The organism is Variovorax sp. J2L1-78 (assembly GCF_030317205.1).
Taxonomy (GTDB): Bacteria; Pseudomonadota; Gammaproteobacteria; order Burkholderiales; family Burkholderiaceae_C; genus Variovorax; species Variovorax arabinosiphilus.
Genome location: NZ_JASZYB010000001.1, coordinates 82152 through 102949, shown reverse-complemented (window position 1 = coordinate 102949; position 20798 = coordinate 82152). Strand labels below are relative to the sequence as shown.

22 protein-coding genes and 1 other RNA gene are annotated in these 20798 nt (G+C 68.4%); 11 read left to right on the top strand and 12 right to left on the bottom strand.

Annotated features, from left to right (window positions below; translation table 11 throughout):
* Window positions 1-130 precede the first annotated feature (130 nt).
* The 4 genes from moaA to QTH86_RS00495 are packed head-to-tail and all read left to right on the top strand — an operon-like array spanning window position 131 to window position 3724.
* On the top strand, window positions 131-1270 hold the full coding sequence (gene moaA / locus QTH86_RS00510; protein WP_286646613.1) for a GTP 3',8-cyclase MoaA: 1140 nt from the start codon (window positions 131-133) through the stop codon (window positions 1268-1270).
* Entirely contained in the window at window positions 1267-1902 is a 636-nt protein-coding gene (mobA, locus tag QTH86_RS00505; protein ID WP_286646614.1) for a molybdenum cofactor guanylyltransferase MobA, read from the top strand. The genes moaA and mobA overlap by 4 nt, the downstream gene beginning before the upstream one ends.
* The gene (gene moeA, locus QTH86_RS00500; RefSeq protein ID WP_286646615.1) at window positions 1899-3212 is read left to right on the top strand and encodes a molybdopterin molybdotransferase MoeA; all 1314 of its coding nucleotides are present in this window, start codon (window positions 1899-1901) and stop codon (window positions 3210-3212) included. Before mobA ends, moeA begins: the two co-directional genes overlap by 4 nt.
* 17 nt (window positions 3213-3229) lie before the next feature.
* Window positions 3230-3724, top strand: coding sequence for a Crp/Fnr family transcriptional regulator (locus QTH86_RS00495; protein WP_286646616.1), 495 nt, complete (start codon window positions 3230-3232; stop codon window positions 3722-3724).
* Here the strand turns inward: QTH86_RS00495 and rnhA are convergent.
* Window positions 3721-4170 (bottom strand): ribonuclease HI, encoded by a 450-nt coding sequence (gene rnhA, locus QTH86_RS00490; protein WP_286646617.1) that lies wholly within the window; start codon window positions 4168-4170, stop codon window positions 3721-3723. The two genes, QTH86_RS00495 and rnhA, sit on opposite strands and share 4 nt — an antisense overlap.
* On the bottom strand, window positions 4167-4964 hold the full coding sequence (locus QTH86_RS00485; RefSeq protein ID WP_286646618.1) for a class I SAM-dependent methyltransferase: 798 nt from the start codon (window positions 4962-4964) through the stop codon (window positions 4167-4169). Before QTH86_RS00485 ends, rnhA begins: the two co-directional genes overlap by 4 nt.
* Here QTH86_RS00485 and gloB point away from each other — a divergent pair.
* On the top strand, window positions 4963-5748 hold the full coding sequence (gene gloB, locus QTH86_RS00480; RefSeq protein WP_286646619.1) for a hydroxyacylglutathione hydrolase: 786 nt from the start codon (window positions 4963-4965) through the stop codon (window positions 5746-5748). The genes QTH86_RS00485 and gloB overlap by 2 nt on opposite strands.
* Window positions 5745-7304, top strand: a complete 1560-nt coding sequence (locus QTH86_RS00475; RefSeq protein ID WP_286646620.1) for a transglycosylase SLT domain-containing protein — start codon at window positions 5745-5747, stop codon at window positions 7302-7304. The genes gloB and QTH86_RS00475 overlap by 4 nt, the downstream gene beginning before the upstream one ends.
* A gap of 12 nt (window positions 7305-7316) precedes the next feature.
* On the opposite strand, the gene QTH86_RS00470 is transcribed toward QTH86_RS00475, so the two are convergent.
* From QTH86_RS00470 to dnaX, 7 genes are all read right to left on the bottom strand, one after another.
* Window positions 7317-8153 (bottom strand): ABC transporter permease, encoded by an 837-nt coding sequence (locus QTH86_RS00470; RefSeq protein WP_286646621.1) that lies wholly within the window; start codon window positions 8151-8153, stop codon window positions 7317-7319.
* A 2-nt stretch (window positions 8154-8155) separates the two neighbouring features.
* A complete protein-coding gene (locus QTH86_RS00465) occupies window positions 8156-8989 on the bottom strand; it encodes an ABC transporter ATP-binding protein (protein WP_286646622.1) in 834 nt (277 codons plus the stop codon).
* Window positions 8990-9015: 26 nt separating this feature from the next.
* Window positions 9016-10050 (bottom strand): ABC transporter substrate-binding protein, encoded by a 1035-nt coding sequence (locus QTH86_RS00460; RefSeq protein WP_286646623.1) that lies wholly within the window; start codon window positions 10048-10050, stop codon window positions 9016-9018.
* Between the two features lie 111 nt (window positions 10051-10161).
* Window positions 10162-10551, bottom strand: coding sequence for an MAPEG family protein (locus tag QTH86_RS00455; protein WP_286646624.1), 390 nt, complete (start codon window positions 10549-10551; stop codon window positions 10162-10164).
* A gap of 31 nt (window positions 10552-10582) precedes the next feature.
* The gene (gene recR / locus QTH86_RS00450) at window positions 10583-11173 is read right to left on the bottom strand and encodes a recombination mediator RecR (protein ID WP_286646625.1); all 591 of its coding nucleotides are present in this window, start codon (window positions 11171-11173) and stop codon (window positions 10583-10585) included.
* 36 nt (window positions 11174-11209) lie between these two features.
* The gene (locus QTH86_RS00445) at window positions 11210-11542 is read right to left on the bottom strand and encodes a YbaB/EbfC family nucleoid-associated protein (RefSeq protein WP_262076774.1); all 333 of its coding nucleotides are present in this window, start codon (window positions 11540-11542) and stop codon (window positions 11210-11212) included.
* A gap of 41 nt (window positions 11543-11583) precedes the next feature.
* Window positions 11584-13440 carry a DNA polymerase III subunit gamma/tau gene (gene dnaX / locus QTH86_RS00440; protein ID WP_286646626.1) on the bottom strand — a complete coding sequence of 619 codons (1857 nt, stop codon included), beginning with the start codon at window positions 13438-13440 and terminating at the stop codon, window positions 11584-11586.
* A gap of 76 nt (window positions 13441-13516) precedes the next feature.
* Between dnaX and ffs the strand changes: the two genes are divergently transcribed.
* Window positions 13517-13613: signal recognition particle sRNA small type (ffs, locus tag QTH86_RS00435), an RNA gene on the top strand.
* Between the two features lie 119 nt (window positions 13614-13732).
* Here ffs and QTH86_RS00430 read toward each other — a convergent pair.
* Both QTH86_RS00430 and QTH86_RS00425 read right to left on the bottom strand, forming a co-directional pair.
* Entirely contained in the window at window positions 13733-14014 is a 282-nt protein-coding gene (locus tag QTH86_RS00430; protein WP_286646627.1) for a hypothetical protein, read from the bottom strand.
* 69 nt (window positions 14015-14083) lie between these two features.
* Complete coding sequence (locus tag QTH86_RS00425) at window positions 14084-15340, bottom strand: TIGR03862 family flavoprotein (RefSeq protein ID WP_286646628.1); 1257 nt, start codon at window positions 15338-15340, stop codon at window positions 14084-14086.
* 141 nt (window positions 15341-15481) lie between these two features.
* Here QTH86_RS00425 and trxA point away from each other — a divergent pair, with 141 nt between their 5' ends.
* Together trxA and rho are read left to right on the top strand one after the other, a co-directional pair.
* Entirely contained in the window at window positions 15482-15814 is a 333-nt protein-coding gene (gene trxA, locus QTH86_RS00420) for a thioredoxin TrxA (RefSeq protein ID WP_262076770.1), read from the top strand.
* A 190-nt stretch (window positions 15815-16004) separates the two neighbouring features.
* Window positions 16005-17270, top strand: a complete 1266-nt coding sequence (gene rho, locus QTH86_RS00415; RefSeq protein ID WP_262076769.1) for a transcription termination factor Rho — start codon at window positions 16005-16007, stop codon at window positions 17268-17270.
* 129 nt (window positions 17271-17399) lie between these two features.
* Here rho and QTH86_RS00410 read toward each other — a convergent pair whose 3' ends face one another.
* Window positions 17400-18479: an oxidoreductase gene (locus QTH86_RS00410; protein ID WP_286646629.1), complete on the bottom strand. Its 1080-nt coding sequence runs from the start codon at window positions 18477-18479 to the stop codon at window positions 17400-17402.
* 184 nt (window positions 18480-18663) lie between these two features.
* Between QTH86_RS00410 and QTH86_RS00405 the strand changes: the two genes are divergently transcribed.
* Entirely contained in the window at window positions 18664-18933 is a 270-nt protein-coding gene (locus tag QTH86_RS00405; RefSeq protein ID WP_140838007.1) for a type B 50S ribosomal protein L31, read from the top strand.
* 90 nt (window positions 18934-19023) lie between these two features.
* Entirely contained in the window at window positions 19024-20784 is a 1761-nt protein-coding gene (locus tag QTH86_RS00400) for a hypothetical protein (protein ID WP_286646630.1), read from the top strand.
* Window positions 20785-20798: the final 14 nt, after the last annotated feature.

The following is a 20798-nucleotide window of genomic DNA, read 5'->3' as shown; positions in this document are numbered from 1 at the left end:
ATGATAGTCATTCTTATTTGACTCGTCCAATCCAGGAATTCCCGGTGTTGCACGCGGTCGGGCATCGGCCAGGCTTGACCCCGTCGCCCGAAGTGCGGCGGGCAATCAGGTAAATTGCCGCACCCCCGACATGACCGAGACCTTCGTCCCCCTCGCCGACATCGGACGCGCACGCCGCGTCTCGCCCACGCCGCTGCAGCCCGTGCCGGCGACCGGCCTGCTGCGCGACCGCCTGGGCCGTCCGCTGACCGATCTGCGCATCAGCGTCACCGACCGGTGCAACTTCCGCTGCAGCTACTGCATGCCCAAGGAAGTGTTCGACAAGGACTACAAGTACCTGCCGCACGGCGCGCTGCTGAGCTTCGAGGAGATCACCCGCCTCGCCCGCCTGTTCGCGGCGCACGGCGTGCGCAAGATCCGGCTGACCGGCGGCGAGCCGCTGCTGCGCAAGAACATCGAGTCGCTCGTCGAACAACTCGCCGCGCTGCGCACGCCTGACGGACTGCCGCTCGACCTGACGCTCACCACCAACGGCTCGCTGCTGGTGCGCAAGGCCGAGGCGCTCAAGGCCGCCGGGCTGCAGCGCGTGACCGTGAGCCTCGACGGCCTGGACGACACCGTGTTCCGCCGCATGAACGACGTCGATTTCCCGGTGGCCGACGTGCTGGCCGGCATCGAGGCCGCGCGGGCCGCCGGGCTCGGGCCGATCAAGGTCAACATGGTCGTCAAGCGCGGCACCAACGACGCCGAGATCCTGCCGATGGCACGGCACTTCAAGGGCACCGGCGTCGTGCTGCGCTTCATCGAGTACATGGACGTCGGCGCCACCAACGGCTGGCGCATGGACGAAGTGATGCCCTCGGCCGAGGTAGTGGCGCGCATCGCGACCGAATTCCCGCTCCGCCCACTGGAAGCCTCGGCCCCCGGCGAGACGGCCCAGCGCTGGGCCTACGCAGACGGCAGCGGCGAGATCGGCGTGATCAGCAGCGTGACGCAGGCCTTCTGCAGCGACTGCAGCCGCGCGCGGCTGTCGACCGAAGGCAAGCTGTACCTGTGCCTCTTCGCGAACGGCGGCCATGACCTGCGGCCGCTGCTGCGCGGCAATGGCGAAGGCGAGGCCGGCGCCAGCGACGACGACATCCTGTCGGCGATCGGCCACATCTGGCAGGGCCGGGCCGACCGCTACTCCGAACTGCGCGCCCTGCGCGGCCCCGACACCACCGACGCCGCCGCACCGCGCCGCGTCGAAATGAGCTACATCGGCGGATGACGATTTCCACGCAAGACATCACGGGCCTGGTGCTCGCCGGCGGGCGCGGCTCGCGCATGGGCGGGATCGACAAGGGCCTGCAGAATTTCAACGGCTCGCCGCTCGCACTGCACGCGGTGCTGCGCCTGGGCATGCAGGTCGGCGAGGTGATGGTCAATGCCAACCGCAACCTCGCCGCCTACGAGTCCTTCGGCACGCCCGTGTGGCCCGACGCCGACAGCAGCTACGCCGGCCCGCTCGCCGGCTTCCTCACCGGCCTGGAGCGCTGCGAAACGCCCTATCTCCTGACCGTGCCGTGCGACACGCCGCTGTTTCCGCTCGACCTGGCCGAACGGCTGAGCCAGGCCATGGCCGAACACGACGCGGAGATCGCCATGGTGAGCGCCCCCGAGGCCGACGAAGCAGGCGACACCCCGCTGCGGCCGCAGCCGGTCTTCTGCCTGATGCGCACCGCGCTGCTCGAAAGCCTCACCCGCTTCGTCGGCCAGGGCGGCCGCAAGATCGACGCCTGGACCGGGCAGCACCGCACGGTGCAGGTGCCATTCGACGGGCCTGGCGATGCCGCCGACGCCTTCGCCAATGCCAACACCCTGGCCGAGCTGCAGGCGCTCGAGGCCCGGCCCACCCCATGAGCCGCATCGCAGAGATCGCCGCCGCATTGGCCGGCTACGACGCCAAGGCACTGAGCGTCGAAGGCGTGCAGCAATTCGTCGAGCAGTTGGTCGCCCCAGGCGTGCCCGCGCTGCTGCGACAGCGCGAGGACGTGCCGCTGCGCGATGCGCTCGGCCGCGTGCTGGCCGACGACGTGGTGTCGCCGTTCAGCGTGCCGCCGCACGACAACTCCGCAATGGACGGTTTCGCCTTCGACGGCGCGGCCCTCGACGGCGCGACCGGCGAGCTGCCACTGCGCATCGTCGGCACCGCGCTGGCCGGCGCCGCATGGCGCGGCGAGGTCGGGCCGGGCGAGGCGCTGCGCATCATGACCGGCGCCGTCATGCCGGCCGGCCTCGACACGGTCGTGCCGCAGGAGTTCTGCACGGTCGATGGTGACACGCTGCACTTCCCCGCCAGCGCACTGCGCCGCGGCGACAACCGCCGCTTCGCCGGCGAAGACCTGATGGCCGGCAGCGCCGCGCTGCGCGCAGGCGACCGGCTCGGCCCGGCCTCCCTCGGCCTGGCCGCGAGCCTGGGCCTGGCCACGCTGCCGGTGCTGCGCCGCCTGCGCGTGGCCTACTTCTCCACGGGCGACGAGATCCTGAGCCTGGGTGACGCGCCGCGCGAAGGCGCGGTGTACGACAGCAACCGCTACACCGTCTTCGGCCTGCTCACGCGCCTGGGCTGCGAGGTCGTCGACCTGGGCCTGGTGCGCGACGACCCGGCCACGCTCGAGGCCACGCTGCGCCGTGCCGCCAGCGAGGCCGACGCGATCATCACCAGCGGCGGCGTCAGCGTCGGCCAGGCCGACCACACCCGTGCCGTGATGCAGCGACTGGGCGACATGGCCTTCTGGCGCATCGCGATGCGGCCCGGCCGGCCGATGGCCGTGGGGCTGATTCCGCGCGACGATGCAACGGGCGGCCATGCCGTGCTCTTCGGCCTGCCGGGCAATCCGGTCGCGGTGATGGTCACCTTCCTGGCCTTCGTGCGCCCTGCCCTGCTGCAACTGATGGGCTGCCACGCCGAGGCGCGCCGGCCGCCGCCCCTGCTGCGCGCCACCAGCGCCACCGCCATCCGCAAGAAGCCCGGCCGCACCGAGTACCAGCGCGGCCTGGTGCGTGCAGTGCCGGGCGCGCTGCCCGAAGTGCGCATCGCCGGCAACCAGGGCTCGGGCGTGCTGAGTTCGATGGTCGAGGCCAATGGCCTGGTGGTGCTGCACCACGCGCAAGGCAGCGTCGAGCCTGGCGAATCCGTCGACGTGATGATGTTCGACGGCACGATCTAGCCACCGATGGGTTCCACATGCTGGCCGCACGGATCGAGTGGATGCAGCAGATGCCGATCTTCGGCGCCATCGAGGCGGCCACGCTCGAGTTCCTGCTGGCCCCTGCACCGCTGATCGAGGTGCCGGCCGGCGCCTACTTCTTTCGCGAAGGCGACCCGGCGACGTGCATGTATGTGCTGGAAGCCGGCCGCGTGAGCGTCTCGAAGCACTGGCAGGGCGACGCCCTGCTGCTTCGCGAACTCGCCGCGGGCGACTGCTTCGGCGAGATGGCGCTGATCGACCTGTTTCCGCGCAGCGCCTCGGTGCGCGCCGACACGGACTGCCGCGCCATCGAACTCACACCCGACAACCTGTATCGGCTGTTCGAACACGACGCCGCGCAGTTCGCGCTGATCCAGATGAACATCAGCCGCGAACTGAGCCGGCGGCTGCGCGCCACGGATGCGTTGTTGTTCCGCGCCCGCATGGGCGAGACCTGGCCCGCGCCGGCGCCCTTGCCGCCTGCCGGCTAGAGCCGCCCCTGCGCCTTCAGCACACCCTTGTTGGCCAGCAGGTCGGCCCGCTCGTTGCCCGGGTCGCCCGAGTGGCCCTTGACCCAGCGCCACTCGATGGTGTGCCCCCCCTCCTGCACCAGCTTGTCGAGCCGCTTCCACAGCTCGACGTTCTTCACCGGCTGCTTGCTCGCGGTCATCCAGCCCTTGGCCTTCCAGCCCTTGATCCATTCGGTGATGCCCTGGCGCACGTACTGGCTGTCCAGGTAGAGCACCACCTTGCACGGCCGGGTGAGTGCGGCCAGGCCTTCGATCACCGCCTGCAGCTCCATGCGGTTGTTGGTGGTGTTGAGCTCGCCGCCGAAAAGCTCCTTCTCGGTCGTGCCCGACTTGAGCCAGGCGCCCCAGCCGCCCGGCCCGGGGTTGCCCTTGCAGGCCCCATCGGTGTAGATCTGTACTTCAGTCAAAAACCATGTCCTTCGGATGATGTGGATGAGGTGGGTGGTCCGCGGTGCACGCGCCCGGCGATCGGCACCGGCGCGCTGGCACGCTGCGAGGCCCGGCGCCAGTCGGCGCTCAAGAGGCGCATGCCGCGCACGCGCTTGACCGCGACCAGGAAATAGACGGCGCCGAAGATCGGCCACCAGCGTTCGCCGGCCCGGTCGAACCAGCGGCAGCGCTCGAGCCAGGCGTCGCTGCGCACGGCAGGACGGTAGGCGCCGAAGCGGCCCGACTCGACCTCGAAGCTCAGGAGCCGCAGCCAGTCGCGCAAGCGCCAGTAGCCGATGAAGTCGCCGGCCTCGGGCAGGAACAGCTCGCCGAAACCCAGGCGCTGGTAGAGCCTCGCGCGGCGCTGCCGCATGCCCCAGAGGCTGGCCGGGTTCAGGCCGCAGATGACGACGCGGCCTTCGGGCACCAGCACGCGTTCGACCTCGCGCAGGGTCGCATGCGGGTCGGGGCTCAGTTCGAGCGTGTGCGGCAGCACCACCAGGTCGAGGCTGTTGGCGCTGAACGGCAGGGCCGCGAAGTCGGTGAGGAAGGCGGCGCGCGGCGCAGGCACCACCGGGTCGGTCGTGGCGAGCCAGCGGTGCGGCATGCGGTTGGCCCGCAGGCCATCGACACAGCCCAGGCCCAGCTGGAGGGCGTGGTAGCCGAAGATGTCGGCCACCGCCTCGTCGAACTGGGCCTGTTCCCAGGCGAGCAGGTACCGGCCGGGGGGGGTCTCGAACCAATCCTGCAAACCTATAATTTGACCGCTCATGACCCTCGTTCCGCTGCCCGCCTTCGCTGACAACTACATCTGGATGCTGCAGGACGGAAGCCACGCCATCGTGGTGGATCCCGGGGAAGCCAAGCCGGTGTTCGACGCGCTGGCGCGCGCCCATCTGCAGCTGGCCGCGATTCTAGTCACGCACCATCACGCCGATCACACGGGCGGGGTCGCCGCGCTGCGCGAAGCCACCGGTGCGCGGGTCTTCGGGCCGGCCGGCGAGACGGTTCCCCAGCCCTGCACGCCGCTGCGCCAGGGCGACCATGCCGACGCGCTGGGCCTGCGCTTCGAGGTGATCGACATCCCGGGCCACACGGCCGGGCACATCGCCTTCTTCCTGCCGGCCGGCGCCCCCGGCATCGACACGCCGCTGGTGTTCTGCGGCGACACCCTCTTCTCGGGCGGCTGCGGCCGGATCTTCGAGGGCACGCCGGCGCAGATGCTCGCATCGCTCGACGCGCTGGCGGCGCTGCCGGACGACACGCGCGTATGCTGCGGCCACGAGTACACACTTTCGAACCTGCGTTTTGCGCAGGCCGTGGAACCCGACAACGCCGATCTGACTCAGTACCTCGCGCACTGCCAGGCCGTGCGAGCACGCGGCGCGCCCACCTTGCCTTCGCAACTGGACATCGAGCGCCGGATCAATCCCTTTCTTCGCAGCCGCGAAGCCACCGTCCACCGCGCTGTGCGAGCGCAGTCCCAGTTGTCCGCCGCCGCGGACGAGGTCGAGGTGTTCGCGGCATTGCGCCAATGGAAAAACGACTTCAGATGAAATTTCTCTCCGCGGCCCTCGTGGCCGGCGCCCTCTTTCTCACCGGCTGCGCAAGCACCACGCCCACCTCGCCCGACGCGGCAAGCCCCGGTGGCACCGCCGCCGCGCCGCGGGGCGACGCCGCCCCGGTGTACCCGGCCGGCGCCCTCACCCCCATCACGTCCGGCAGCTTCGGCTCGCGCAGCGTGGTCACGCTGGCCCCGCCCGTCGACATGTGGGACCGCATCCGCCGCGGCTTCAAGATGCCCGACCTCGACACCGACCTGGTGCGCGACCAGGAGCAGTGGTACGCCACGCGACCCGACTACGTGCAGCGCATGACGGAGCGTTCCAACCGCTACATCTTCCACATCGTCGAGGAACTCGAGCGGCGCAACATGCCAACCGAGCTGGCGCTGCTGCCGTATATCGAAAGCGCCTTCAACCCGCAGGCCGTGTCCAGCGCACGCGCTGCCGGCATGTGGCAGTTCATGCCCGCGACGGGCACCGACTACGACCTGAAGCAGAACATCTTCCGCGACGACCGGCGCGACGTGCTGGCCTCCACGCGCGCGGCGCTCGACTACCTCCAGCGCCTCTACAACATGTTCGGCGACTGGCACCTGGCGTTGGCCGCCTACAACTGGGGCGAAGGCAACGTGGGCAAGGCGATCGCGAAGAACCAGCGCGCCGGCCTGCCCGCCGGTTACACCGACATCAGCATGCCGGCCGAGACCCGCAGCTACGTGCCGAAGCTGCAGGCGGTGAAGAACATCGTGGCCGATCCGCAGCGCTACAACGTCGACCTGCCGATCATCTCGAACCACCCCTACTTCCAGACAGTGACGCTCACGCGCGACCTGGATGTGGCCCTGGCCGCCAAGCTGGCCGACGTGCGCATCGAGGACTTCCGCGCGCTCAACCCCGCCGCCCACAAGCCGGTACTGCTGGCCGCGGGCACCCCGCAGATCCTGCTGCCCTGGGACAACGCCGCCGTGTTCCAGCGCAACTTCGACGCCTACACCCAGGGCCAGTACGCCAGCTGGACCGCCTGGGTGGTGCCCAACACGATGACGGTCGCCGATGCGGCGCAGCGCTCGGGCATGAGCGAAGCCGACCTGCGCGCCATCAACCAGGTGCCGCCCCGCATGCTGATCAAGGCCGGTTCCACGCTGATCGTGCCCCGTGGCGTGCGCGTGCAGCAGGACGTGACCGCGCTGGTGGCCGACACCGGGCAGCTGAGCTTCCAGCCGGAGATCGTGACCCGCCGCACGGTGGTCAAGGCTGGCCGCCGAGACAGCGTCGCCTCCATTGCAAACCGCTACAAGCTGAGTGCTGCCAATGTGGCGGACTGGAACGACGTCAAGACCAACCACGTGTTCGCACGCGGCTTCAGCGTCATCGTCTACCTGCCGGTCCGCGCCGCCATGAGCGCCCGCGTCGGCACCGGTACCCCGCGGGGTGTGGGTGCCAAGGCGCCGGCGCGCAAGGGCCTGGTGAGCAAGACGCCGGCAGCGGCCAAGCAGCCCATCGTGCGCGAGAAGCGGGGCGGCACGCCGTCCAAGAGCAAGCGCTGACGCGCGACGCCCTCAGAGCTTCTCCGTCTCGCCGCTGCGCGGCTGCCACGTCATGAGGCGCCGCTCCACCACGCCGACGATCGCGTCGAGCACCAATGCGAAGGCGGTGAGCACCACGATGCCCGCGAACACGGTGTTCACGTCGAAGGTGCCCTCCGCCTGCAGGATCAGGTAGCCCACGCCGCGGGCGGAGCCCAGGTACTCGCCCACCACCGCGCCGACGAAAGCCAGGCCCACGGCGGTGTGCAGGCTGGAGAACACCCAGCTCGTCGCGCTCGGCAGGTACACGGTGCGCATCAGCTGGCGCTGGTTGGCACCCAGCATCCTCGCATTGGCCAGCACCACCGGGCTCACCTCGCGCACGCCCTGGTAGACGTTGAAGAAGACGATGAAGAACACCAGCGTGACCGCCAGCGCCACCTTGCTCCAGATGCCCAGCCCGAACCACAGCGCGAAGATCGGTGCGAGGATCACCCGCGGCATCGAGTTGGCCGCCTTGATGTAGGGATCGAGAATCAGGCTGGCCGTGGGCGCGAGCGCCAGCCACAGGCCGCAGGCCAGGCCCAGCACCGTGCCGATGCCGAAGGCCAGCACCGTCTCGAGCAGCGTCGTGCCCAGGTGCCGGTAGATGTCGGCGTTGCCCGCGAGCCCCTCCGGGAACAACGCGTTCGGCGGCACGGCAATGGGCAGGAACCAGTTCCAGATGCGCCCCGCCACCTGGATCGGCTCACCGAGGAAGAAAGCGAACTGGTTGTTGCGCGAGGCGAGGTGCCACGTCACCAGCAACAGCACGAGCAGGCCGAACTGCCAGAAGCGCGCATTGCGCGCGTTGGGTCGCACAGTCGCCATGCTCAGGCCGCCTTCTTCAACTGCTGCGCGTAGCCCTTGAGGACCTCGTCACGCAGCACGTTCCAGATCTGCGTGTGCAGTTCGACGAAGCGCGGATGCGTGCGCACCTCGGCCACGTCGCGCGGCCGAGGCAGGTCGATGACGAATTCACCGATCGGCCGTGTCGCGGGACCGGCCGACAGCACGACCACGCGGTCGCTCATGGCGATCGCCTCGTCGAGATCGTGCGTGATGAACAACACCGCCTTCTTCTTCGATGCCCAGAGCGCGAGCACTTCGTTCTCCATCAGCTGCCGGGTCTGCACGTCGAGTGCGCTGAAGGGCTCGTCCATGAGGATGATGTCCGGGTCGAGCACCAGCGTCTGTGCCAGCGCCGCGCGCTTGCGCATGCCGCCCGACAGCTGGTGCGGATAGCGGTCGCCGAAGCCGGCCAAGCCCACGCGCGCGAGCCAGGCTTCGGCCTGCGCGACCGCGTCGCCATCGGGCACGCCGCGGTACTGCAGCCCCACCCTCACGTTGTCGCGCGCACTGCGCCACGGCATCAGCGCATCGCTCTGGAACATGTAGCCCGCACGCGTGTTGATGCCCGCGAGCGGCTGGCCAAAGACCTTCACCGCACCGGACGACGGCGCGAGCAGGCCCGCGGCCACGTTCAACAGGGTCGACTTGCCGCAGCCGGTCGGGCCGACCACCGAGACGAACTCGCCGGCACGGATGCGCAGCGTGGTGTCGGCCACCGCGGTGTAGCGCTGGCCCGGGTTCTCCTTGGCGTGGAAGGTGCAGTTGATGTCGAGCAGTTCGAGCGCGTGGTCGGAAAGCGCGTCGGTGTCGGCCATGGCTCGACTCAGAGGCTGAGCGTCTCTCAAGCCTTGAACCGTTCTTTCGCGCGTCGGGCGAAGTCGTTGGTGTAGGTCTTGGCGAGGTCGATCTTGTCGGCCTTGACCGAGGTATCGAAGCTCGCGATGGCGGCCAGCGCCGTCTTCGGGCCGTCGGCCGGCACCAGGCCATCGACCGCGATCGACTCGCGCACCTTGTCGAAGGACGCAAGGTACAGCGCGCGGTCACCCAGCAGGTAGGTTTCGGGCACGGTCTTGATGATGTCGCTCGGCCCCGCCGTCTGCAGCCACTTGAGGCCATGCACGATGGCATTCGCGAGCGCCTGGCAGGTGTTGGGGTTCTTCTGAATGAAGTCCGCCGGGGCATAGAGGCAAGCCGCGGGCATCGGCCCGCCGAAGACGTCCTGCGTGCCCTTGAGCGTGCGCGTGTCGCTGATGATCTTCACGTCGCCCTTCTGCTCGAGCATGGTCATCACCGGGTCGGTGTTGCTGATGGCGTCGATCTGGCCCGAACGCAGCGCCGTGAGCGCGCCCGCGGCCACGCCGACACCGATGTAGCTCACGTCGCTCGCCTTCAGGCCGCCCCGCGACAGCACCAGGTTCGCCACCATGTTGGTCGACGAGCCCGGAGCCGACACACCGATCTTCTTGCCCCGGAGGTCGGCCACGCTCACATAGCCGGGCATGTTCTTGGTCGACACGCCCACCGCGATCTGCGGCGCGCGCCCCTGCAGCACGAAGGCCTGGAACACCTGGTTCTTGGCCTGCAGGTTGATGGTGTGTTCGTAGGCGCCGGAGCACACGTCGGCCGACCCGCCGACCACCGCTTGCAAGGCACGTGCGCCACCCGCGAAGTCGGCGATCTCGACATCCAGCCCTTCGGCCTTGAAATAGCCCAGCTGCTCGGTGATGGTGAGCGGGAGGTAGTAGAAAGCCGCCTTGCCGCCGACGGCGATGGTGAGCTTCGTGCGCTCGAGCCTGGCCTGCGCAAAGACGCGGGGGATCGCGATCGATGCGGCGGCCAGTGCTGCGGCGGACGTGAAGGTGCGGCGATGAAGCATGCGGTGGACCTGATTCTTCGGTGCTTGACGATCGAATCGAGCTTAGGCGCGCGCTCTGTTCACCTGCATCGGGAACATCCCGTGGGGGTTTCCACGTAAGCGGAAAGAGGACTACCGTCCCGCGAAAACGATGGCGATGTTGACCACGAAAGCCAGCGCCCAGACCGCGCTGCGCGCGGCGTTCGCGCCACGCAGGTAGAGCGCGATGAACACCAGCCGCAGCACCACGTAAGCCATGGCCAGCCCGTCGATGCGCCCCTGTTGCGCCCCGAGCTGATGCGCGATGACCACGGCGCCGATGAAGAATGGAAGGCCTTCGAAGCTGTTGGCCTGCGCGGCGTTGGCACGCGCGCGCCAGCCGCTCTGCCTTGTCGCCCAGTCGCGCGGCGTCACGTTGTCGCGCGGACCGAAGGCGCCGACCTTCGCGATGTACGCGCAGACGTAGGGCAGCGCGGCGGCGACGAGCACGCACCAGTAGGCGACCGTGAGATGGAAGTTCATGCGTGCGATCTCGTCGATTCGACGTGCAAGGCTAGCGTCGGTCGACCAGCGCATGCGCGATGGTGCCGAGGTCGACGTATTCGAGCTCGCTGCCGGCCGGCACGCCACGCGCGAGGCGCGTGACCGTGAGCCCGCGCTGGCGCAGCGCTTCGCCGATGACGTGCGCCGTCGCCTCGCCCTCGGCCGTGAAGTTGGTCGCGAGGATCACCTCGCTCACGGTGCCGTCGAGCGCGCGGTCAAACAGTTTCTGCAGGCCGATGTCCTTCGGCCCGATGCCGTCGAGCGGACTCAGCCGCCCCATCAGCACGAAGTAATAGCCGCGGAAGGCATTGGTGCGCTCGAGCGCGGCCTGGTCCGCCGGCGTCTCGACCACGCACAGCTTGCTTCCGTCGCGCCGCGGGTCCATGCAGACCTGGCAGATCGTCGCTTCCGTGAAGGTGTTGCAGCGTTCGCAGTGCCGCACGTTCGCGGCCGCTTCCTGCAGCGCGCGCGACAGCAGCTGGGTGCCCTGGCGATCGTGCTGCAGCAGGTGGAAAGCCATGCGAGACGCCGACTTGACGCCCACGCCCGGCAGGCGCCGCAGCGCATCGATCAGCGCGTCGAGCGAGCTGGTGTCAGCCACGTCGCTGGCTCGTGCGGACGCAGCGCAGGCGCGTCATCAGAACGGCAGCTTCATGCCGGGGGGCATGCCCGGCATGCCGGCGGTGAGCTTGCCCATCTTGGCCTCGCTGGTCTCCTCGGCCTTGCGCACCGCGGCGTTGAAGGCGGCGGCCACCAGGTCTTCGAGCATGTCCTTGTCGTCGGCCAGCAGGCTCGGGTCGATGGTGATGCGCTTGACGTCGTGCTTGCAGGTCATGACGACCTTCACGAGGCCGGCACCCGACTCGCCCTCGACCTCGATGTGGGCCAGCTCTTCCTGCGCCTTCTTGAGGTTGTCCTGCATGGCCTGCGCCTGCTTCATGAGGCCAGCCAGTTGTCCTTTGTTGAACATCGCGTTGATCCTGAAAGTTCGTTGATATGAAAGGGGTGATGTTAGGCGGGTCGCAGGGTGCCGGGGACGATCTTCGCGTCCCACTGCTGCATCAGCGACTGCACCTCGGGGTCATTGCGGATCGTGTCCTCCGCCGTCCGCTGGCGCGCTTCGGCGGCCAGCTTGTTGCGGCGTGCGGGGCTGTCCGTCACGCCGCCGATCTCGATCGCGATTCTCACCGCATGGCCCAACCCTGCGAGCGCCGCCTGCAGCTTCTCCCGGGTCGAGACCTGGTTGAGCGACTCGCGCTCGACGCGCAGCAGCCACTGGTCGACGTCGCGTGCCACGAGCTGCGACTGCAGCGCCAGCTCGCGCGTGAGGGCGCCGATGGCTTCGGCCACGACCATCTGCGTCACCGTGGCGTACCAGAAATCGCCCTCCTCGCTCCGCTCGATCGCCGCGACAGGCGACTCGCTCTCTCGCATCTGCTCACGCGCACCCGGCGCCGGCTGCACACGAACCGGCATCGCGAGCACGCGCGCCGGTGGTTCTTGCACCGGCGCAGGGCCGGCGGCGAAAGGCGGGGCTTCGCGCACCGGCAGGCGCTGGCCGGCGGGCACGGCGGCAACCGGTGCTGCTTCACGCTGCACGGCAGGCGCCGTCGCGGTTGGCGGCAGCGGTGAAGCCGCGCGCACAGCGGCGACCACCGGTGCCGCTGGCGCCTCCACCGGTGTGGCCGACGGTGGCGCGGCGACCGTGCGCGGCACCGCCTGGCCATCATTCAGAGTTTTTTTTTCCGCGGTGGCCGCGTCGGCAGGTTTGAAGGCCAGCAGCCGCAACAGCACCATCGTCAGCGCGGCGTACTCGTCGGGCGCCAGCCCGAGCTCGCCGCGGCCATGCAGGCAGAGGCTGTAGAGCAACTGTGTTTCGTCCGGCGGCATCAGGCCCGCGAGTCGGGCCGTCTCGGCCGCGTCGGGGTCCGTGTCGCTCGCGGCCGCCGCGCGCGAAGGCACCGCCTGCAGCACCGCCATGGCCTGCAGCACCGTCGTCATTTCTTCGAGCGTCGATGCCGCCGACAACCCGTCGCGGCGCAGCACCTCGGAGGTTTCGACGACGGTCTTGCCATCGCCCTGCGCCAGAGCGTCGATCAGCCGGAACACATGGCTGCGATCGGCACTGCCGAGCATCTGGCGCACGCCGCCTTCGAGCAGTTCGCCGTTGCCGAAGGCGATGGCCTGGTCGGTCAGCGACAGCGCATCGCGCATCGAACCGCGTGCGGCGCGCGCCAGCAGACGCAGGGCCTGCGGCTCGGCCGGCACCTGCTCGGCTGCGAGCACCTGCGTGAGATGTTCGAGCACCGTCTCCGGCGCCATGGGCCGCAGGTTGAACTGGAGGCAGCGCGACAGCACCGTGACCGGGACCTTCTGCGGATCGGTGGTCGCCAGCACGAACTTGAGGTACTCGGGCGGCTCCTCCAGCGTCTTGAGCATCGCGTTGAACGCGGTGTTGGTGAGCATGTGCACTTCGTCGATCATGAAGACCTTGAAGCGCCCCTGCACCGGCTTGTAAACCGCCTGCTCGAGCAGCGACTGGACCTCGTCCACGCCGCGGTTCGACGCGGCATCGAGCTCGGTGTAGTCGACGAAGCGACCGGCGTCGATGTCGAGGCAGGCCTGGCAGACGCCACACGGCGTGGCGGTGATGCCGCCCTGGCCGTCAGGCCCCTGGCAGTTGAGCGACTTGGCCAGCACACGCGAGACGGTGGTCTTGCCCACACCGCGCGTCCCGGTGAACAGGTAGGCATGGTGCAGCCGCTGCGTGGTCAGGGCATTCGAGAGCGCCTGCACCACATGCTCCTGGCCGACCATTTCTTCGAAATTGCGGGGCCGGTATTTGCGGGCGAGCACGAGATAGGACATCGCCCCATTCTAAAAGCCGTCGCGGCGCATTCCCGTGCGCGGCGTGGGCACTCCTTCGCACGCTAGAATGAAGGCTGACGGGCCTCCCCGCATGGTGAAGCGGCCAACCGGGTCAGGTGGGGAACCAAGCAGCCCTAACTGCGTAGCCAGTGCCGGGGGTAAGGCTCGTCAACCTCCTTCTTGACGTCTCGTTCCATCCGATCCGGCCGCTGCCCAGGCACTGCCGACGAACAGCCGAACGTGACGCGCTCCAGCAGACGCATCGTCTGGGTCGACCGCGCCGATGGCGCCGTCAAGCCGCGTCGTGGTCGGCGTTCAGCTTGACGTGAAGTGCGTCGGCCAAGGCCAAGGTGTCGTGCTCCATGCTGGCAATGCGGTACTTGCCCAGGCGCCTGCCTTCATAGCTCAGCACCGCGACAGTGAAATGGTGGCTGAGTGCGGTCGCGGCATCGTGCAGGCATTCGGCGACGGACCGCAGTCCTTCGCGAACATGACGCTCGTCAGCCGAGCCTGTGCTGACGCTGTAATTGAAATACCTGTCTCGGATCTTTCTGATATCGACTTGCGGATGCATGCGGCAACGAACCCTCTCGTGCGGGGATTGTGTGCGGGTCGCCGAACAAATGCATGTCAACCACAAGTACTACGGCGTTGGTACCGTCGCGTCCAAATGGTGCAGCACGCCCCGTGCCGCGTTCAGGCCGCTCGCCATCGACGCCGTCAGGAGGTAGCCGCCGGTCGGCGCCTCCCAGTCGAGCATCTCGCCCGCGCAATGCACGTGCGGCAAGGCGCCCAGCATGGCATCGGTGTCCAGCGCATCGAAGCGCACGCCGCCCGCCGTGCTGATCGCCTCGTCGATGGGCCGCGCTGCGACCAGCCGTAGCGGCAGCGCCTTGATCGCGCGCGACAAGGCCTCGTTCGCTTGCATTCCGTCACGACCGAGCGCTTCGTGCAACACACCCGCCTTGATGCCTTCGAGACCGAGCCGACTTTTCAGATGGCTGCTGAGCGAGCGCGACCCGCGCGGATGCATCACCGCGGCGTGGACCTGCTCGAAGGAACGATCGGGCAGCAGATCGACCGACAGCGTGGCGTGGCCCGCTTGGGCGATCTCGTCGCGCAGCAGCGCAGACGCCGCATAGACGAGGCTGCCCTCGATACCCGTGGCGGTTGCCACGAACTCACCCTTGCGTTCGAAGCTGCGGCCCGACGCATCGACCACGCGGATCGCCACCGACTTGAACGGGTGGCCGGCGAAACGTGAGGCGAAGTGCTCGCTCCAGACCACGTCGAAGCCGCAGTTCGCCGGCTGCAGCGGCGCGACGTCGACACCACGCGCCTGCAGCCACGGCGCCCATGCGCCATCGGAGCCCAGGCGCGGCCAGCTCGCGCCGCCCAACGCCAGCACCACGGCATCGGCGTGCACCGTGACGCTCCCCGCGGGCGTGGCGAAGTCGAGCGCCGTCGGCATGCCCTCGGAGGACGACCAGCCCTGCCAGCGATGCCGCATGTGGAAGCGCACGCCCGCGCCCCGCAGGCGTTGCAGCCAGGCGCGCAGCAGCGGCGCGGCTTTCATGTCGACCGGAAACACGCGGCCCGAGGTACCGACGAAGGTCTCGACACCCAGGCCCTGCGCCCAGGCCCGCAGCGCATCCGGCCCGAACTCACGCAGCATCGGCTCGATCTGCGCACGCCGATCGCCGAAGCGTTGCACGAAGACCTCGAAGGGCTCCGAATGCGTGAGGTTGAGGCCGCCGCGGCCGGCCAGCAGGAACTTGCGCCCGACCGAGGGCATGGCGTCGTAGAGGTCGACCTGCACGCCGGCGGCGCTCAAGGTCTCGGCCGCCATCAGGCCGGCGGGCCCGCCGCCGATCACGGCAACGGTCTTTGGAGTATTCATTCAGGGGATCCAAGTTCGAAGAGAGAAGGGCCTTTGGCTATCGCGCCCATAGCGTCCGCACCGGGGACGCTGCCACTTGGTTTCTGCCACAATGCCCAGCACTTTAGCTGCACCGCAACCCCGCGTCACAAGGACAACACCATGGCCAGCGATCTGATCAAACACATCTCCGACTCCTCCTTCGAAGCCGACGTGCTGCAGTCCGGCAAGCCTGTCCTGGTCGACTACTGGGCCGAATGGTGCGGCCCTTGCAAGATGATCGCGCCGATCCTCGACGAAGTCTCCAGCACCTATGAAGGCAAGCTGCAGATCGCCAAGATGAACGTGGACGAGAACCGCGACATCCCCGCCAAGTTCGGCATCCGCGGCATCCCCACCCTGATGCTGTTCAAGGACGGCCAGCTGGCTGCCACCAAGGTGGGCGCGATGAGCAAGGCGCAACTGACCGCCTTCATCGACCAGCAACTCGCCTGAGTCGGTCCCCCAGGGCGGTCGCCGCGCAATGCGCCGGCCGCCTCGTTTTTTCCTGTCATAATCTCTCTCAGTTCACCGGCCCGCCCGGTTTGAGTTCCCCGGTTTGTGAGGCAGTTCTCGCCTCTCCTTAAACCTCCCCCCGTTTCATCCCGTTCGACAACACCCCGAACACCCCGCAAGGGGTCGCTCCATGCACTTAAACGAACTCAAGGCACTCCACGTGTCTGAAGTCCTCAAGCAGGCCGAAGCCCTTGAGATCGAAAACACCGGCCGCATGCGCAAGCAGGAGCTGATGTTCGCGATCATCAAGAAGCGCGCGAAGGCCGGCGAACAGGTCTTCGCCGACGGCGTGCTCGAAATCCTGCCCGACGGCTTCGGTTTCCTGCGCAGCCCCGACACCAGCTTCACCGCCAGCACCGACGACATCTACATCTCGCCGAGCCAGGTGCGCCGCTTCAACCTGCACACCGGCGACATGGTCGAAGGCGAAGTGCGCACGCCCAAGGACGGCGAGCGTTACTTCGCGCTGACCAAGCTCGACAAGGTCAACGACGGCCCGCCCGAGCAGAACAAGCACAAGGTGATGTTCGAGAACCTGACGCCGCTGTTCCCCAAGGAACAGATGAAACTGGAACGCGAAGGCGTCAAGAGCGAAGAGAACATCACCGGCCGCATCATCGACATCATCGCCCCCATCGGCAAAGGCCAGCGTGCCCTGCTGGTGGCGCCGCCCAAGAGCGGCAAGACGGTGATGATGCAGCACATCGCCCACGCGATCAGCGCCAACTACCCCGACGTCCACATGATGGTGCTGCTCGTCGACGAGCGCCCGGAAGAAGTGACCGAAATGCAGCGCACCGTGCGCGGCGAGGTCATCGCTTCGACCTTCGACGAGCCCGCCGCGCGCCACGTGCACGTCGCCGAAATGGTGATCGAGCGCGCCAAGCGCCTGGTCGAGCTCAAGAAAGACGTGGTGATCCTGCTCGACTCGATCACCCGCCTGGCCCGCGCCTACAACAACGTCGTGCCCTCGTCGGGCAAGGTGCTGACCGGCGGTGTCGATTCCAACGCGCTGCAGCGCCCCAAGCGCTTCCTCGGTGCCGCACGCAACGTCGAAGAAGGCGGCTCGCTGACCATCATCGGCACCGCGCTGATCGACACCGGCAGCCGCATGGACGAAGTGATCTTCGAAGAGTTCAAGGGCACCGGCAACTCCGAAATCCACCTGGACCGCCGCCTGTACGAGAAGCGCGTGTTCCCGTCGATCCAGCTCAGCCGTAGCGGCACCCGCCGCGAAGAACTGCTGCTGGCCCCCGAGATCCTGCAGAAGACCCGCATCCTGCGCCAGCTCATGTACAACATGGACGAGATCGAGTCGATGGAGCTGATGCTCAAGAACATGAAGGCGACGAAGACCAATGTCGAGTTCTTCGACATGATGCGCCGGGGCGGCTGAAGCTAACCCACCCCCGAACTGGCTCACTTCGTGTAGCCAGCTCCCCCTCGAGGGGGCAACACCAGCGGCCCGGCAGAGCCGGTTCCGCGGTGTTCCACCAACGAAAGCCCGTCTCCCGACGGGCTTTTTTTATGGGGCGAGTGCGCGGCCGTCGCGGGCGCTGCGGGCGCCGAGGTCGAGCAACTCCATCAATGCCACGGCCTCTTCCGGCGGCACGGGGTTGGGGCCGACGCCGAGGATGGCGTCGCGCACCGCGGCGTAGTAGTCGACGTAGTTGCCTCGGCGGTTCGGCACGGTGCCCTCGCGCACCCAGTTCTCGATCGCCACCACTTTCAGTTCGCCAAGCACGGGGTCGACGCCCCAGTCGTCGCCGCCCGGGCGGCCGCCGGCGCGCAGTGCGTCCTCCTGCGGATCGACGCCATGCTTCACATAGCTCCCGCGTGTGCCGTGCAGGATGTAGCGCGGCGCGGCATGGGCGGCCAGCGTGGTGGCATGCAGGACGACGCGCAGGGGTGCATGCGGCCCGGCCTCGTAGCGCAGCAGGGCATGAAAGTGGTCTTCGACCTGGGCGCCGTCGCGCAGCACGGCGGTGTCGAGCTGGAGCGTGTCGGGCGTGCCGAAGAGTTGCACGGCCTGGTCGAGCAGATGTGCGCCGAGGTCGACCCAGAGGCCCGCACCCGGGACCGCCTGCTCCCGCCAGCGCTCGCGCACCTCGGGACGAAAACGGTCGAAGTGCGATTCGAAGTACACGGGCCGCCCCAGCTGTCCGCTGGCCAGCACGTCGCGCAGGGTCCGGTAGTCGGCGTCGAAGCGGCGGTTCTGGTAGACCGACAGCACGCGATTGCACTGCTGCGCCAGGGCCGCGAGCTCGCGCGCCTGCGCCGCATCGAGCGTGAAGGGCTTGTCGACCACCACATGCTTGCCGGCTTCGAGCGCTGCCTTGGCGATCGGATGGTGCTGGGCGTTGGGCGTCGCGACCACTACCAGATCGATGTCGGGCCGGGCGAGCAGCGCCGCTGCGTCGGGCTCGACCAACACCCCGGGCCAGTCGGCCTGCACCTTCTGTGGCTGGGAACTGGCGACGGCCGCCAGAACCAGACCCGGCGCGGCCGACAGCACCGGGGCATGAAAAGTCTGGCCGGCGAAGCCGTAGCCGACGAGGCCGACGCGGATCGGCGTGCCCGGTCGCAGAGAAGCGCTGGAAGCCATGGACAACAGTTCCTCAGGAAGGCCTTGACGGGCCAAATGCCCAGTATGCGATAATCACGGGCTTCGCGAAAAGTGCAGCCGGGCGCCGTGCCCTGCCGTTCCTCGATCAGGATGATCCAAGGAACCGTCTATGAGCCAGGTGCTCCGGATGTGTGGCTCTCGCATCGACCCCAAAGGAAACACCATGGCAAAAGAAGGCATTCACCCGAACTACCGCGAAGTTCTGTTCGTCGACATGTCGAACGGCTTCAAGTTCGTGACCCGTTCGTGCGCGAACACCAAGGAAATGGGCAAGACCGACGACGGTCGCGAACTGCCTCTGTTCAAGCTCGACACCACGAGCGAATCGCACCCCTTCTACACCGGCACGCAAAAGTCGGTGGACAACATGGGTGGCCGCGTCGAGAAGTTCCGCAACCGCTTCGGCAAGACCACCGGCACCGCTTCCAAGTAAGCTCGCCGCTTCCCGCAGACCCGGATCAAGGGCAGCCCGGTTTACCGCGCTGCCCTTTTTCTTTCTTCCTTCGAGCGCAGTCCTCTTCCGTTGAACGCCCAGCCGACGCCCGCCATCGTTGCCCAGAGCGCCGTCCGCCGCCTGCCGCGGCTGGCGCTCCTGCTGCTGTGTGCCGCCTACCTGATGCCCGGCCTGCTGGGACGAGGGCCGTGGAAGAGCGCGGACATCACGTCCTACGGCTACATGGCGGCGCTGGCCCGAAGCACCGAGGGTCTTGCCCATTGGCTCGATCCCCTGCTGCTCGGCCTGCGGCCGGACCCGCCGGCGCTGCTGCCGTACTGGATCGGGGCCGCGGCGATCAAGATCGCTCCGTCGTGGGTGCATCCCGATCTGGCGGTGCGCATCGCCTTTGCGCTGCTCCTCTGGGGTGCCTTCACCGCCACCTGGTACGCGGTGTACCACCTGGCGCGCACACCCAACGCCCAGCCCGTGGCCTTCGCCTTCGGCGGTGAGGCCCAGCCGACCGACTACGCGCGCGCGATCGCCGACGGCGCCCTGCTGGCGCTGATCGCCTGCCTGGGCCTGGCGCAACTCGGCCACGAAACCACGCCGGCGCTGGCCCAGCTCTTCTTCATCGCCCATCTGTTCTACGGCGTGGCGGCACTGCCCTATCACCGCGTCGGCGCCACCCTCGCCCTGTGCGTGGGCGCACTCGGCCTGTCCCTCAGCGGCGCCCCCTCGGTCGGTCTGGGCCTGGCCGCAGGTGCCGCCCTGCTCGTGGCCCTGGACCATCGGCGCGAGGTCGCCAATGCATCGAGCGACGAGCCGCGCTACCGGGCCATGGCCTCGTTCGAGATCGCCGGCGTCGCGCTGATTGCCATCGGCGTGGCGGTGGCCCTCGGGCTGTGGCGCTGGCAGATCGCCTTGCCAGGGCAGCAGGAGGGTCGCCCCCTGAGCGCGGACCTGCGCAGCCAGGCCAAGCTGCTGCTGTGGTTCACCTGGCCGGCCTGGCCGCTGGCGCTGTGGACGCTCTGGCGCTGGCGCCGGCAACTCACCGCGCGCCATGTGATGCTGCCGCTGTGGTTCGCGCTGGTGCCGCTGGCCGCCACCTGGACCACCGACTTCTCAGACCGTTCGCTGCTGCTGGCGCTGCCGGCCTTCGCCACGCTGGCAGCCTTCGCGCTTCCGACCTTCCGCCGCAGTGCTGCAGCGCTGGTCGACTGGTTCACCCTGCTCTTCTTCAGCGGCGCGGCCTTCATCATCTGGGGCTACTGGATCGCGATGCAGACCGGTGTGCCGCCGAAGATGGCGGCGAGCATCACGCGCCTGGTGCCCGGCTTCGCGCCGACGTTCTCCTGGCTCAACTTCGGCTTCGCGATCGTGGCGACGCTGGCGTGGGGCTGGCTGGTGCGGTGGCGCACCGGACGCCACCGGGCGGCGCTCTGGAAGACGCTGGTGCTGCCCGGCGGCGGCGCGGCGCTGTGCTGGCTGCTCGGCACCACGCTGTGGCTGCCGGCGCTTGACCATGCCTTGAGCTATGCCCCGCAGGTGCGCGCCATCGGCGAGCGCATCGGCACGACGCCTTGCGTGTCGGCCCTCGCCCTGACGCGCCCGCACATCGCGGCGCTCCAGTTCCACGGCCACTTCAACCTGAAGCCGCTTGCCGCTGCCGCAGCGGCAGGTGCGGACGATGCGGTCGACACGGCCTGCCCGTGGTTGCTGGTGAGCCCCGACGCGCTCGGCCGCCCCGGCGTGGCCATCGACTTCAGTCGCTGGCAACTGGTGGGCAGCTTCCGCCGACCGACCAGCGGGAGCGACGACATCTTTCTCTACCAGCGCATCGCCCGGTGACCAGCGAACGCCGG